General features: G+C 36.0%; 10 protein-coding genes and 3 riboswitches. Of the genes, 8 read left to right on the top strand and 2 right to left on the bottom strand.

Annotated elements, in window-relative coordinates:
• Positions 1-218: 218 nt before the first annotated feature.
• The gene (locus tag RBB48_RS19915; RefSeq protein ID WP_306007993.1) at positions 219-3194 is read left to right on the top strand and encodes a YhgE/Pip domain-containing protein; all 2976 of its coding nucleotides are present in this window, start codon (positions 219-221) and stop codon (positions 3192-3194) included.
• Between the two features lie 41 nt (positions 3195-3235).
• On the opposite strand, the gene topB is transcribed toward RBB48_RS19915, so the two are convergent.
• Positions 3236-5425: a DNA topoisomerase III gene (gene topB, locus RBB48_RS19910; protein ID WP_097889291.1), complete on the bottom strand. Its 2190-nt coding sequence runs from the start codon at positions 5423-5425 to the stop codon at positions 3236-3238.
• 424 nt (positions 5426-5849) lie between these two features.
• Positions 5850-5959: riboswitch (TPP riboswitch) on the top strand.
• Positions 5960-6022: 63 nt separating this feature from the next.
• Here topB and thiM point away from each other — a divergent pair.
• Positions 6023-6838, top strand: coding sequence for a hydroxyethylthiazole kinase (thiM, locus tag RBB48_RS19905; protein WP_097858171.1), 816 nt, complete (start codon positions 6023-6025; stop codon positions 6836-6838).
• Between the two features lie 16 nt (positions 6839-6854).
• Positions 6855-7514 (top strand): thiamine phosphate synthase, encoded by a 660-nt coding sequence (gene thiE, locus RBB48_RS19900; protein WP_097889292.1) that lies wholly within the window; start codon positions 6855-6857, stop codon positions 7512-7514.
• 115 nt (positions 7515-7629) lie between these two features.
• Here thiE and RBB48_RS19895 read toward each other — a convergent pair whose 3' ends face one another.
• Complete coding sequence (locus tag RBB48_RS19895) at positions 7630-8943, bottom strand: anaerobic C4-dicarboxylate transporter family protein (RefSeq protein ID WP_000498712.1); 1314 nt, start codon at positions 8941-8943, stop codon at positions 7630-7632.
• 283 nt (positions 8944-9226) lie between these two features.
• Positions 9227-9311, top strand: a riboswitch (cyclic di-GMP riboswitch).
• A 143-nt stretch (positions 9312-9454) separates the two neighbouring features.
• Here RBB48_RS19895 and RBB48_RS19890 point away from each other — a divergent pair.
• The 5 genes from RBB48_RS19890 (at position 9455) to RBB48_RS19870 (ending at position 14264) form a co-directional block, all read left to right on the top strand.
• The gene (locus RBB48_RS19890) at positions 9455-11194 is read left to right on the top strand and encodes a methyl-accepting chemotaxis protein (protein WP_306007992.1); all 1740 of its coding nucleotides are present in this window, start codon (positions 9455-9457) and stop codon (positions 11192-11194) included.
• Between the two features lie 61 nt (positions 11195-11255).
• A riboswitch (TPP riboswitch) is annotated at positions 11256-11357 on the top strand.
• Positions 11358-11457: 100 nt separating this feature from the next.
• Complete coding sequence (locus RBB48_RS19885) at positions 11458-11778, top strand: MTH1187 family thiamine-binding protein (protein WP_000082897.1); 321 nt, start codon at positions 11458-11460, stop codon at positions 11776-11778.
• On the top strand, positions 11750-12523 hold the full coding sequence (locus RBB48_RS19880) for an ABC transporter permease (protein WP_142310767.1): 774 nt from the start codon (positions 11750-11752) through the stop codon (positions 12521-12523). Before RBB48_RS19885 ends, RBB48_RS19880 begins: the two co-directional genes overlap by 29 nt.
• Positions 12520-13518: an ABC transporter substrate-binding protein gene (locus tag RBB48_RS19875; protein WP_088061610.1), complete on the top strand. Its 999-nt coding sequence runs from the start codon at positions 12520-12522 to the stop codon at positions 13516-13518. Before RBB48_RS19880 ends, RBB48_RS19875 begins: the two co-directional genes overlap by 4 nt.
• On the top strand, positions 13515-14264 hold the full coding sequence (locus RBB48_RS19870) for an ABC transporter ATP-binding protein (RefSeq protein ID WP_098133561.1): 750 nt from the start codon (positions 13515-13517) through the stop codon (positions 14262-14264). Before RBB48_RS19875 ends, RBB48_RS19870 begins: the two co-directional genes overlap by 4 nt.
• Positions 14265-14477 lie beyond the last annotated feature (213 nt).

Genomic DNA, 14477 nt, shown 5'->3' with positions numbered 1-14477 from the left:
TGACATTTCCTATATATTTGTTATTATTGAATGTAAAACTAATTTGGTCATTTTGTATGCATACTTTTTTTACTTCGTTATATAATGAAGTAAGTGAAATATTTAATGGGAAAAATAGTGTATTTTCGTTTAATCCACGATGTAGAAAGTGATATAATTGCAAAATGTATGTATCATTTTCTAAAGAAGGAAAAATATATAATTAGGTGATAACTTCTATGAAACAAATTTGGCGTATTTATAAGACAGATTTACGGAATGTAGCTAAACATTGGGCTGCAATTGTTATTGTTTTAGGATTAATGATTTTACCATCGTTATATGCATGGTTTAACATTAAAGCTTCTTGGGATCCATATGGAAATACAAAAGAGGTTCCCATTGCCGTTTCTAACCAAGATGCAGGCTCTAATTTAAGAGGGAAAGATATCAATATCGGGGACGAGATTGTAGATTCTCTAAAGAAAAACAATAATCTTGGTTGGAAATTTGTAGACCAAAAGCAGGCGATTTACGGAGTTGAGCGTGGGGATTATTATGCAAGTATTACAATCCCAAAAGACTTCTCTGAAAAAATTGCAACTGTTCTGGATGAAAATCCACAAAAGCCAGAACTTGATTACTATGTAAATGAAAAAGTAAATGCGATTGCACCGAAAATTACAGCAAAAGGTGCATCAGGTATTACGGAAGAAATTAGTAAAAACTTCGTTAAAACAGCAAACGGTGAGATTTTTAAAATCTTCAATGACCTTGGAATCGATTTAGAAACAAACTTACCAAGTATCGAGAAAGTAAAAGACCTTGTCTTTAAGTTAGAAGCGCAGTTCCCAGAAATGAATACATTAATGGATAAGGCGTTAGATGATGCAACTCGAGCAGAGGATATTGTGAAAGTAGCGCAAAAAGAGTTACCGGTTGTAGAAAGTGTTATGAATGATGGGCAGGAAGCATTAGGGAATTTAGATAAGTTCTTCGCGAGAAATAATGAAACATTGAATCGTGCTCCGGGAACTATTAAGAATAATTTAATTGTAACGAAGCAGGGATTGGATGCTGCAGCGAAAATTACGGATTACTTAAAAAATCCTTCATTTGATTTTAATCTGACACTTCCAGATCCAGCTAAATTACCAGTGTTACCTAATATAACTCTTCCACAAATACCGCAAATACCAGAAATTCCAGCGTTACCGCAAGTGAATGGTGATGGGTATAAGAATATTGCTAAAAATATTGATCAAACTGTAAATAATGTTTTCAGCTCAATACGTGTTGGAACAACTTACGCACAAGGTGTTATAAACGGGTTACAAAATGGTAATTTTGATCCGGAAAAAGCGAAACAAGATCTTAATAATGTTTCTGAGACGCTGCAAGGACGTGCGGATAGTGTTTCATATGTAATTGATGTCTTTACTAAATTTAAAGAGTCGGCATCAACTGATTTTGGAAAAGAATTCTTCCAAAAGAGAATAGAAAGATTAACAAACCTTAAATCAGCTATTGAAAATGCAAATGGTGGCGTTAAAGATATTGCCAATATTATTGGTACAGGGCAAGAAGTGAAACAAGATGTAAGAGATGCTACTAATAAAAAGTTAGATTCAATAAATAACTTGGTAAATCAAGCAGAAGCAGATTATAATGCAACATTCGTAACTGATTTTGAAAAAGCAGTAAGTACAGCCGAGCAATTGAAAGATAAGGCTGAAGGTGTAAAAGAAGATGCGCAACAACTTAGAGGTAATTTAAATCAAGATATAAAAAAAGCGAATGAGTTAGTAAATCAAACCAATGAGGCATTAGACAATGGTAGAGAAAAGTACGATAAGGCTGTAAGTGATTACAGCAGATTAAAAACAGAACTTGGAAAAGCAAGAGAAGACTTAAGCAACGCAGGTGTTAATGGATTAGACTCTACAAAAGTAGCCTTAAATGATTTAAATGGACAGTTCAAAGCAGCATGGAATTTATTTAACGACATGATTCCAGTTCTGGAAAGTACAAATAAAGTTTTAGCAGATGTAAATAGTGATAAGAACACGAATAACACGATTTCTAAATTGAATAAAGTAAAAGATGGTCTTCAAAAAGGAATCGATTTAACTGATAAAGGAATTGACTCTATTAATAAAGGGCAAAAACCAGCAGCAGATGTGATTGAAAGTATTAATGAAGTATCTAAAAGTGTTTCGGGCCAAATTGGTGACATTTTAGCTAAATATGACTCAGAAATCACTCCAAATTTCAATGCAGCTATTGCTCGTACAAAAGAGATGTCTAAAAACACATCTCAAATTTTAAAAGAAGCAGACAAAAAGCTTCCAGATGTTAAAAAGCTACTAGAAGATTCATCAAAAGGCTTAGTAGACGGTAAAAAGAAATTAACAGACATTAAGGCTGACATGCCGGAAACTGAGAAAAAGATTAAAGACTTAGCAAATAAAATTCGTGATTTTGAATCTGAAGAGGATATAAAAGACATCATACGCTTATTGAAAAATGATGTTGAAAAGCAAAGTGATTACTTCGCGAATCCAGTCAATTTAAAAGAGAATAAGTTATTTGCGATGCCAAACTACGGTTCAGCGATGTCACCATTCTATACAGTGCTTGCATTATGGGTAGGCGCATTATTAATGGTTTCATTATTAACAGTAGAAGTACATGAAGAAGGCGCGAATTATAAGAGCCATGAAATTTACTTCGGACGTTTATTAACATTCTTAACGATAGGTCTTTCACAAGCGTTTATCGTATCGATGGGAGATATATTCTTGCTCGGTACGTACGTAGTCGATAAGTTCTGGTTTGTGTTATTTAGTTTATTTATTGGTGGAGTCTTCGTTTGTATTGTATACTCACTTGTTTCTATTTTCGGAAACGTTGGGAAATCGATGGCGATTATTTTACTTGTACTGCAAGTAGCAGGATCGGGCGGAACATTCCCAATTCAAATGACACCAGCGTTCTTCCAAGCAATTTATCCGTTCTTACCGTTCACATATGCAATTAGTGCAATTCGTGAAACAGTAGGTGGAATGCTTTGGGATATCGTAACGCGAGATTTACTTGTGTTAAGTGCTTTCGTAGTAATTATGATTGTTGCTGCGTTATTACTGAAAACACCAATTAACAAATCGAGTGAAAAGTTTGTTGAGAACGCTAAAGGAAGTAAAATTATTCATTAAAAATAAAAGGTTCCTACCGATAGTGGTAGGAACCTTTTTGTTTAATCGAATTTTAACTTCTTTAATGCTTCTGCGAACGGATTGTTTAATGGTTCTTCTTCTTTGTTCTGCTGTTTCATATATTTTTGAACGTCGCGTTTATCAGCTTTGCTTCCAGATTCCTTTTTACGTCTTTCTTGGAATGTGGATAATTTCTCACGATAGCCACATTTACATGCAAAGATTTGTCCTGCACCTTCACCACGTAATTCTAACTTCTTCTTACATTGCGGACAACGAGCGTTTGTTGTACGAGATACATTTTTACGATGACCACATTCACGGTCTTGGCATACAAGCATTTTTCCTTTTTTGCCGTTTACCTCTAGCATTGGTTTACCGCAGTCTGGACAAGACTTTGTTGAAATGTTGTCATGTTTATATTTTTTATCACTCGATTTAATTTCAGAAACAATTTCTTTCGTATAGTTCTTCATTTCTGAAATGAATACTTCTTTTTTCAGTTTACCCTTTGCAATTGCTTCGAGTTTTTGCTCCCATTCACCAGTTAGTGTAGGAGATTTCAGTTCTTCTGGCACTAAATCAAGTAGCTGACGGCCTTTTGAAGTAATGTGAATATCTTTACCACGTTTTTCAAGTAAGAACGAATTGAATAACTTGTCGATAATATCTGCGCGTGTCGCTACAGTACCTAATCCACCAGTTGATTTTAACGTATCAGCAAGTTGTTTGTTTTGCGTATCCATATATTTTGTAGGATTCTCCATTGCTGAAAGTAAAGTTGCCTCGTTAAAACGTGCAGGTGCTTTCGTTTGACCTGATGTTTGCATAATTAACTTTACAGTTAATGTATCGCCTTTTTCAATGCGAGGTAGAAGTTGCTCCTTTACGTCATCCATTACATCATCATCTTCAAAGCGGTTTTCATATACTTCTTTCCAGCCGGCATGTAAAATTGTTTTTCCTCGTGCAATGAACGTTTCATTGTCAACTTTTGTGCGTAACGTTAGTTGTTCGTATTCGAATGCTGGGAATAAAATGGCTAAGAAACGTTTTACAACTAAATCATAAATTTTACGTTCTTTATCTGTGAAGGCGGAGAAATTAACGTATCCTTCTGTCGGAATAATTGCGTGATGATCGCTTACTTTACTATCATCAACAAATGATTTATTAGCCTTGATAGGCTTTTGTAATACTTTATGTGCTAAAGGACGGTATTCTCCAACGCCACATGCTTTTAGACGCTCTGGAAGTGTTCCAACGATATCAGATGAAATATAGCGTGAATCTGTACGAGGATACGTTAGAACTTTATGTTGCTCATACAATTTCTGCATAATGTTTAATGTTTCTTTCGCAGAGTAACCGAACTTTTTATTTGCATCACGTTGTAATTCAGTTAAATCGTAAAGACTAGGAGAGAATGACTTCTTCTGTTTTTTATCAATTTCCACAACGGTAGCATTATGCTTATCTAAACCTTTTACAATACCATCAATTTTTTCTTTATTAAAACTGCGGCTATTACCATTTGCATCTTGCCAAGTTAGTTTTAACTGATTCGTTGTTTGTGCTTCGATACCGTAGTAAGTTTGAGCTTTGAAGTTCTTTATTTCATCTTCACGATTAGCGATCATAGCGACAGTAGGTGTTTGTACACGGCCGCAATTCAGCTGGGCATTAAAGCGAGTCGTTAAAGCGCGAGTCGCGTTAAGACCGATGTACCAGTCAGCTTCTGAACGTGCGACAGCCGAAGCGTATAAATTGTCATATGCTTTACCTGGTTTTAAATTTGCGAAGCCGTCTTTAATTGCTTTATCAGTAACAGATGAAATCCATAAACGCTTAATAGGTTTTTGTATTTTAACTTTATCGATAATCCAACGTGCGACTAATTCGCCTTCGCGTCCAGCATCTGTCGCTACAATAATTTCATTTACATCTTTTCTAAGTAGCTGACTCTTCACAGCATTAAATTGTTTCCCTGTTTGTTTAATAACCGTTAATTTCAAGCGCTCAGGTAGCATCGGTAAATCTTCTAAATTCCACTGTTTATATTTCACATCATAGCTTTCTGGATCAGCTAATGTAACGAGATGACCTAAAGCCCAAGTTACAATATATTTACTACCTTCAAGGTAGCCATTTCCTTTTTTATCGCACTTAAGTACACGCGCAATATCACGTGCAACGGAAGGCTTTTCAGCGATTACAACGCTTTTTACCATATTTAAAACATCCTTTCAAATTTCCATACGTTAACTATAGCATACATCTTCTTGAGATTCAGTTTCGCTCCAGATTTGAACGTTTTTTAGTGGGATAACATCTGTTTGAGGGTGAATGATGGCGACAGAACATAATATGCGCCATGATGAGACTATGAGAAATAGATACTTATTTATCCCGCATTAACGGGCAGTAAGACCCCTGCCTCAAAATTCAGCGGAAGCCAAGAAGTTAGGTAGGGGATCAACTGCCCATAAAAGCCCGATTGGTTCAACTAATAATCAGTGGGGGATGAACAAAGCCCCCACTGATTAAAGTTTCACTTTATTATGCGTATTGTTTTATCAGTTGCTTCTATATGAAATAGAAAAGTAAAGAACTTGTTATTTTACTAGAATAAGAGTAGACTTTGAAGTAGATGAATAATAAACGCATGGGAGTTTGTGGATGCAAACTGAGAGTATGACTAATCCGTCATTGACCATTTGAACCTGTTGGATAATGCCAGCGTAGGGAGAGTGTAAAAGCACATGTTCAGGCACTTTGCGTACGCGCAAAGTGCCTTTTTGTGTATCTCCCATCACTATAGTTAGGAGATGAAAAGGATGAATATGAAAGAAATTAGTAAAGTAGTGGATTTGGTGAGAGAGTCTAATCCACTCGTGCATAATATTACAAATGTTGTTGTAACAAATTTTACAGCAAACGGTTTATTAGCATTAGGAGCATCACCTGTAATGGCGTATGCAAAAGAAGAAGTAGCAGAAATGGCTAGCATTGCGGGAGCCCTTGTTTTAAATATGGGTACACTTCGTCCTGAAGAGGTAGAAGCGATGTTACTTGCTGGTAAATCAGCAAATGTGAATAATGTACCAGTACTATTTGATCCAGTTGGTGCAGGAGCAACATCGTATCGAACAGAAGTTGCGAGACATATTCCGGCTGAAATTGATTTAGCGATTATCCGCGGAAATGCAGCTGAGATAGCGAACGTTATTAATGAGAGATGGGAAATTAAAGGGGTAGACGCTGGTGTTGGAAATGGCAATGTCGTAAGTATTGCAAGGCAGGCAGCGGATGAATTAAATACAGTAGCGGTGATTACTGGAAAAGAAGATGTTGTTACAGATGGAGAACGAACGATCCTTATTCGAAATGGTCACCCTATTTTAACGAAAGTTACGGGAACTGGTTGTTTACTAACTTCTGTAATAGGAGCATTTGTAGCAGTAGAAAAGGATTATGTAAAGGCAGCAGTAGCGGCATTAACGTTTTATGGTGTAGCTGCGGAACTGGCAGCTGCTAAGACAGTGGAAAAGGGACCTGGTAGTTTCCAAATTGAATTTTTAAATCAGTTAGCGAATACCACTTCGGGTGATATTGAGAAGTATGGGAAGATTGAGCTTATATAGTAAGGAGGGGAACTAGATGCCCTGTATTACAAAGGCTGAAATGTCTAGATTATTATCAGTATATTTTATTATGGGAAGTAACAATTGTGCGAAGGAGCCACTACAAGTATTGAGAGATGCACTTGAAGGCGGTATAACAATTTTTCAATTTCGTGAAAAGGGGGAAGGGGCTTTAACGGGAGAGAAACGTATTTGTTTCGCGAAAGAACTACAAGCAGTCTGTAAAGAGTACGGTGTACCATTCATCGTAAATGATGATGTGGAACTAGCTATGGAGTTAGATGCAGATGGCGTGCATGTCGGCCAAGATGATGAAGGAATTACTTCTGTTCGTGAAAAAATGGGTGATAAAATTGTTGGTGTATCTACACATACAATTGAAGAAGCACGCTGGGCAATTGAAAACGGAGCTGATTATTTAGGTGTTGGCCCTATTTTCCCAACGAGTACAAAAAAAGATACGAAAGCAGTTCAAGGAACGAAAGGTTTAGCTCATTTTAGAGAACAAGAAATTACAATACCGATCGTTGGGATTGGTGGCATTACAATTGAAAATACCGCCGGGGTTATAGAAGCCGGTGCGGACGGTGTTTCTGTTATTTCCGCGATTAGTTTAGCTGAATCTCCGTATGAAAGTACGAAGAAGCTAGTTGAGGAAGTAAATAGGGGTTTGTAGGAAAACGGAACTTCACAAAAATAGAAAAGAACATAATGGACAGTTAAAAATATTTAAACAAACGTTTGATTAAAAAAGCACAAACCCTTTAAAATTGTCGGTTTGTGCTTTTTCTTTAAAACATAATTGATATTAGGAGCATTCCAATTCCGATAGAGGTGAATGTTGCGATTAGGCCTGGAATCATAAAGCTATGATTTAAAACATATTTACCAATACCTGTTGTACCAGTGCGATCGAAGTTAATGGCAGCAACGATTGTTCCATAGTTTGGAATGAAGAAATATCCATTTACTGCAGGGAACATTGCGATTAGTAGTGCTGGTGGAATACCGAGTGATAATCCAAGAGGCATTAAAGCACGTACTGTTGCTGCTTGGCTATATAGTAAAATAGATAGAATGAATAATGCGATGGCAAATAGCCATGGTGCACTTGTTACTAGGTGCTGAATTGATCCTTGAATCATATTTAAGTTTCCGTTAAAGAAAGTATCTCCCATCCAAGCGATACCGAAAATAGCAACAACAGCTGTTGCCCCCGCTTTAAAGACGTTACCAGACACGATGCTTTCTACATTTGGTTTGCAGAAAATAATAATAAGAGCTGCGATAGTTAACATAACCATTTCAATTGTGTTTGGCATGGAAAGACGAATTAACTTCCCGTCAACCATCCATCCTGGACGAAGTGCTTCAAATGAACCGAGAAGTACGACAAGGAAAGTTCCTACTAAGAAAAGGATAACGGATAGTTTAGCGCCTTTTAAACCAACAAATTCTTTCTTCTCTTCAATTTTAGGAATCATTCCTTCTTTTAAACGTTTCAAGTATTCAGGGTCTTCATTTAATTCTTTCCCCATTTTGCTAGCAACAAATGCAGCTACCATACAAGCGATGAAGGTAGAAGGAATACTTACTTTTAAAATATCTAATAAGGTGATTTTATAGTCAGCTAGCATTGCTAAAAGTGCAACTGTTGCAGCTGATATAGGGCTAGCTGTAATTGCTTGTTGGGAAGCGATTACGGCAATTGACATTGGTCGTTCCGGTCTAATCCCAGATTCGCGAGAGACTTCTGCGATAACAGGAAGTACAGAATAAGCAACGTGACCAGTTCCTGCGCACAGTGTAAATAAATAAGTAACAATTGGAGCAAAGAATGTAATGCGCTTTGGATTTTTTCGCAATGCTTTCTCAGCTAGATGAACAAGGTAGTCCATTCCTCCAGCAGCTTGCAGTGCACCGGCAGCTGTAATTACTGCTAAAATCATAAGCATTACATCAATAGGAGGAGCTGTAGGTTGTAAGTGGAAGACAAAAACAAGTATTGCCATACCAACGCCACCCATTACTCCTAGACCAACTCCGCCTAGGCGTGCGCCAATAAAAATGCAGAGTAGTAACGTAAGAAATTGTAGCCAAAACATGATAAACTACCTCCGGAATTCATTAGTTAAGATATATTTGAATAATTTAATTTGAACGAAAATTAAAACAAATAACCAAAATAATCCTTGTGTTATATACATTTTTTATTATATAACACAAGAAATGTAACATTCACGAACTTTGTTAAATTATTTCGAAAAAATAATACCTTGAAACTTTACATTTGCATCTCTAAATAGGTAGACATTTTAATTCTTATGTTGTAATCTTTGATAGAGAATAATTTAATTCTCATAGAACTCCCATATCGTTCAACTCGTTCAGCGAGAAAGGCAAACTGATGGAAACATTAGGACGCAAAACTACAGGAGCTAAGGTCGAAAGGCTATGCTAGCCAGTTACCGGACGGATAGGGTTGGTCTTGACCAATGCTCTTTTCATTGGTCTTTTTTTTGTTTATAAACAAATGAGAGCCGTTATCATTTATTAATAAAGTGTATATTTTAATAGCGTTACTTTATAGTAAGTTAATTAAGAAAGGTGATGTTAATGAGAAGATATTGGCATAAGCTATCATTTCTTCAAAAAAATGTATTGTTAACTGTGTTAGTTATTTTGACGCTTGTCGGTACTATGGGAGCGTTAAGTTTTAACATGTTTCAAAATAGCATGATGTCTATATTTGAAAGGCATTCTTTTGAAACAGGAGATACGGTATTACATAAATTAGACGCAGAAATATTGAGAGATGTTGCAAAAGACCCAACGGCAGAAAGAGAAAAGAGAGAGAAGTTAACAGAGAAATTAGATGAATCAACGGAAGAATTGAACAGTGTTGGACAAACCTATATTGTTGGAGCGAAAAAAAATGAAAAAGGTGAGCTACAAATCATTGATTTATCTACAGGTTTAGCAAATGTTGTTGAAGTAAGGCCGGGAGAATATTATAAACAACCAGACCTTTGGATGAAAGCATATGATAAAGTAATGAGCACAAAAAAAGCAAACATGACAGAAGTATATGAAGACGCATTAGGAACATGGGTAACGATATTAGAGCCAATTAAGGATGGAGAAGGTAATATTGTGGCACTTGTTGCAGCTGATGTAGATGCTTCTATTGTTCCTAGTACAAAAGAAAAGTTCATTATACAAGGTTTAATGTTTATTTGTATTTCTGTTTTAATTGCAACTTTTATTCAATTCTTAATTGTGCGTAACGCACTTGCTCCATTGCGGGATTTACGTGAAGGATTGCGCAGAGTCGGTGAAGGTGATTTAAGTATTAAATTAGAGGAAAGACCAGATGATATTGGTATTATTAATGCTTATTTTAATAATACCATTGAGAAGTTTAAAGGAATTATAGATAAAGTGAAGCAGACAGCAGAACAGGTTTCCTCATCTTCGCAAGAATTGTCAGTGAGTACGAAAGAGAATAGCATGGCAGTCCAAGGAATCGTAAGTTCTATAGTTGAGTTAAGGGCTGGCGTTCAATCACAAGAAACTTCAGTACCAAAGTATTTAGGTATTGTATATGAAATGGAAGATAGGATGGAAGAGATAACTAATATTGCAAAACAAATGGCGAAAGAGTCTGAAGGTACGACGCATCATTCAGTAAAAGGAAATGGTGTTATTGAACAGACGATTAATCAAATGAACATAATACAAAATGCAGTACAAGATTTATCTTCTATCATTCATTCTTTGGAAACAAGATCAAAAGAAATTAGTGATATTGTAAATGTAATTACAGGTATTTCAAATCAAACGAATTCGCTAGCTTTAAATGCTTCTATTAAAGCTTCACGTGCTGAGGCAACCGGAAAGGGATTTGCCGTTGTTGCTGATGAAGTGCGTAAATTAGCAGAGCAGACGGAAGCATCAGCAAAAGATATAGCGAAATTAATAGGGGAAACACAAGTTGAAACGGAAGAAGCTGTTGTTTCAATACAAAAAGCTTCAAAAGAAGTAGAATCCGGAATTAAACTTTTTCAAAGTAGTGGTGCTTTCTTTGAAAAAATTTCAAAATCAGCACAATCTATTACAAATCAAGTTAGAGTTGTTTCTAGCAATTCAAGTGATATATTGCAAAATAGCCAAAATATTGTTCGTGTTGTAAATGAACTATCAATTATTGCAAATAAGTATGCAAATAGTAGTAATAATATTGAAGAAAGTATGAAAGAACAGGAAATGTCTGTACAAGATATTGCTGAATTAGCTAGTTCTTTAAGCTGGCTTTCACAGGAGTTACAAGAGTTAATAGGGGAATTCAAAAGTTAAATGAAATGATTATACGTGCTTTTGTTTGTTCAATAAAATAAATCATGCTACAATGAAAACGAATTAAGGACCGGGGAGCCAATTGGCTGAGAGGATGTAAACAAACATCGACCCTCAACCTGATCTGGATAATGCCAGCGTAGGGAGTTACTTAAAGTGATGTAGCATATGTTATTCTATAATAACTTGCATACAAGGCTTTCCTACGCAGTAGGAAAGCCTTTTCTTGTTTTAATATTTCATTTTATAAGGGGGATTTTACTATGTCACAACAAGTTACAATTTCATTTTCAGTAGTACCACAAGCGAAGAACAAAGATGTGTATTCTGTTGTTGATAAAGCAATTGAAGTTGTACAACAATCGGGAGTTCGTTATGAAGTAGGGGCAATGGAAACAACGCTGGAAGGAGAATTAGATGTACTTCTTGATATCATTAAACGTGCGCAACAAGCTTGTGTGGATGCTGGAGCAGAAGAAGTGATTACTTCTATTAAAATCCATTATCGTCCAAGCACTGGTGTAACGATAGATGAAAAGGTTTGGAAGTACCGTGATGAATATGCAAAACCAGAAGCAATCTAAAATAATTACAACAATTTGGCTTATCCTTCTCATAGCGATATGGGAAGGATCTGTTTCATTATTTAAAATTGAACCGTGGATTTTACCGAAGCCTTCTGCCATTGTTAAAGAATTAATTGGAATGAAAGATTTACTATTACCGAATACGATGCAAACGTTACAAGAGGTTCTAATCGGACTGTTTTTTGCGATTTTAATTGGGACAAGTATTGCAATTATTATGGATGTTATCCCTTTATTTCGTATTTTAATAAATCCGTTGCTTGTTATTTCGCAAACGATTCCAATCGTTGTACTTGCACCGTTATTTATTATTTGGTTTGGATATGGAATGCTACCGAAAGTAATGGTAGTAATACTCGTTTGTTTCTTCCCGATTGCGCTCAGCATTTTAGAAGGTTTTCAAACGGTAGATAAAAATATGTTGAAGTTGTTGCAAACGATGAAGGCAACGAAATGGCAAGTTTACCAGAAAGTAAAGTTTCCAGCAGTGCTGCCATACTTTTTCTCAGGTTTAAAAATTGCAGTTACATATAGCGTAATGGGAGCAATTATTGGGGAATGGCTCGGTGCAAGCGAAGGGTTAGGAGTTATGCTTACAAGAGCTACAAAATCCTTTCTAACAGCCCGAGTATTTGGTGTGGCGGCAATTATTGTTATGGTGACATTATGTCTGTATTTTATCGTGGAGTTTATGGCAAGAATAACAGCACCATGGATATATAGAAAGGACGGCAGAAAATGAAAAAAGGTTTAAAAGTTATGCTGGCTGCCTTATTAGCAGTAGGTGTAGCTGGATGTAATCCGGCGAAGAAAGAAGAAAGTGCAAGTAAAGATCAAAAAGTAAAAGTAGTATTAGATTGGTTTCCGAATACGAATCATACTGGCCTATATGTAGCGCAAACGAAAGATTATTATAAAAAGCAAGGATTAGATGTAGAGATTATTCAGCCAGGTGATAATGTGACAGCGGAGCAAATGATAGCTTCCGGAAAAGCTGACTTCGCAATAAGCGCACAAGAAAATGTAACGTTGGCTCGTGTGGAAGGTATTCCTGTTGTATCTGTAGGAGCAATCATCCAACATAATACTTCAGCTTTTGCATCACTTAAAAAAGATAATATGACGTCACCAAAAGATTTTGAAGGTAAACGTTACGGCGGCTGGGGAGGACCAGCAGAAGAAGCGACGTTGAAGACAATCATGGAGAAGCATCAAGCTGATTTTAATAAAGTTGAAAAAATCATCTTAGGACAAACAGATTTCTTTAAATCAATCGGTCGTGATGCAGACTTTGAATGGATATATTACGGATGGGATGGAATTGAAGCGAAGCGCCAAGGAAAAGAGTTAAATACGATTATGGTGAAAGACTTAGACCCAGCGCTTGATTTCTATAGTCCTGTTATTATTACGAGTGAAAAACATACGAAGCAAGATAAAGACTTTGTGAAAAAGTTTATGAGTGCAACGACAGAAGGTTATAATTTTGCAATTAAAGAACCGAAAGAAGCTGCTGATATTTTAATTAAAGCAGTTCCAGATGTGAATAAAGAATTAGTACAAGAAAGTCAAAAATGGTTAAGTACGAAATATCAAGATGATGCAAAAACGTGGGGAGTACAGAAGGAAGAAGTTTGGACGAATTACATGAATTTCTTATATGATAACAAAGTTATTAAGAAGAAAATTGATGTGAAAGATGCCTTTACAAATGAGTTCCTTCCAAGTGAAAAATGAGTGGATTACAAATAAAAGAGATTGTAAAAGCTTTTGATGGAAAGAATGTATTAGCAAATATTAGTGCTTCTATACGAGAGGGAGAGTTCGTTTCCTTTGTAGGACCGAGTGGTTGCGGGAAAAGCACATTATTAAATATGATTGCAAATGTTGAGAAACCAACAAGTGGAAATGTAACGTATAAGGATACGCACGTACAAGAGCAAAATGTTGTAAGTTATATGCCGCAGCAGGATTTATTACTACCTTGGCGATCAGCTTTGCAAAATATAGTTCTTCCATTGGAAATCGAAGGGAAACCGAAAAAACAAAGGCTGACAGAGGGAATGGAAGCATTAAAGCAATTTGAACTAGATGAATATGCAGACCATTATCCAGATGAATTGTCTGGTGGTATGCGTCAAAGAATTAGTTTTTTGCGCACATATTTATGTGAAAAGCCAATTATGCTACTTGATGAGCCTTTTGGAAAATTAGATGCCTTTACAAAAATGGAAGTACATAGCTGGCTTTTAAACTCTTGGCACCAAGAGAAGCAAACAATCGTTATGGTTACACATGACTTAGATGAGGCAATCTTACTTTCGGATCGCGTATTTATTTTATCTCAAAGACCAGCATCAATAGTTGGAGAGGTACAAGTGAAATTACCTAGACCAAGAACGATGGATATGTTAACATCACTTGAGTTAAAGAAGGATAAGGAAGAAATTCTGAGAGTATTAGCTCCTTATATGAAAAAATAGAAAAAGCTCTTACCAGATTTAAATATAATTGCTGGTAAGAGCTTTTTTTTATAGAACATGAAAAGAATGAGAAGGAACAAAAGAAAAAATAGAGAATAGAATATAACAGAGTAGTTTATACTCTTAATATAACAAATGTTAAAGGAGTGAAAGGATAAAATGACTTTATCAACTGTTCTTCAAATGGTTTTAGCTTGATACGGGAGAAGTCTG

The sequence above is a fragment of the Bacillus sp. MMSF_3353 genome, from assembly GCF_030733445.1.
In the GTDB taxonomy this organism is placed as follows: domain Bacteria; phylum Bacillota; class Bacilli; order Bacillales; family Bacillaceae_G; genus Bacillus_A; species Bacillus_A wiedmannii.
Note: the sequence above shows the minus strand (reverse complement) of the source record. Positions and strands in the feature narration are given on the sequence as shown.

Excerpts from the sequence above, each read along its gene's own strand:
- RBB48_RS19915 (WP_306007993.1), top strand. The coding sequence starts at position 219 with ATGAAACAAATTTGGCGTATTTATAAGACAGATTTACGGAATGTAGCT.
- topB (WP_097889291.1), bottom strand. The coding sequence starts at position 5,425 with ATGGTAAAAAGCGTTGTAATCGCTGAAAAGCCTTCCGTTGCACGTGAT.
- thiM (WP_097858171.1), top strand. The coding sequence starts at position 6,023 with ATGAAAAGGATGAATATGAAAGAAATTAGTAAAGTAGTGGATTTGGTG.
- thiE (WP_097889292.1), top strand. The coding sequence starts at position 6,855 with ATGCCCTGTATTACAAAGGCTGAAATGTCTAGATTATTATCAGTATAT.
- RBB48_RS19895 (WP_000498712.1), bottom strand. The coding sequence starts at position 8,943 with ATGTTTTGGCTACAATTTCTTACGTTACTACTCTGCATTTTTATTGGC.
- RBB48_RS19890 (WP_306007992.1), top strand. The coding sequence starts at position 9,455 with ATGAGAAGATATTGGCATAAGCTATCATTTCTTCAAAAAAATGTATTG.
- RBB48_RS19885 (WP_000082897.1), top strand. The coding sequence starts at position 11,458 with ATGTCACAACAAGTTACAATTTCATTTTCAGTAGTACCACAAGCGAAG.
- RBB48_RS19880 (WP_142310767.1), top strand. The coding sequence starts at position 11,750 with ATGAATATGCAAAACCAGAAGCAATCTAAAATAATTACAACAATTTGG.
- RBB48_RS19875 (WP_088061610.1), top strand. The coding sequence starts at position 12,520 with ATGAAAAAAGGTTTAAAAGTTATGCTGGCTGCCTTATTAGCAGTAGGT.
- RBB48_RS19870 (WP_098133561.1), top strand. The coding sequence starts at position 13,515 with ATGAGTGGATTACAAATAAAAGAGATTGTAAAAGCTTTTGATGGAAAG.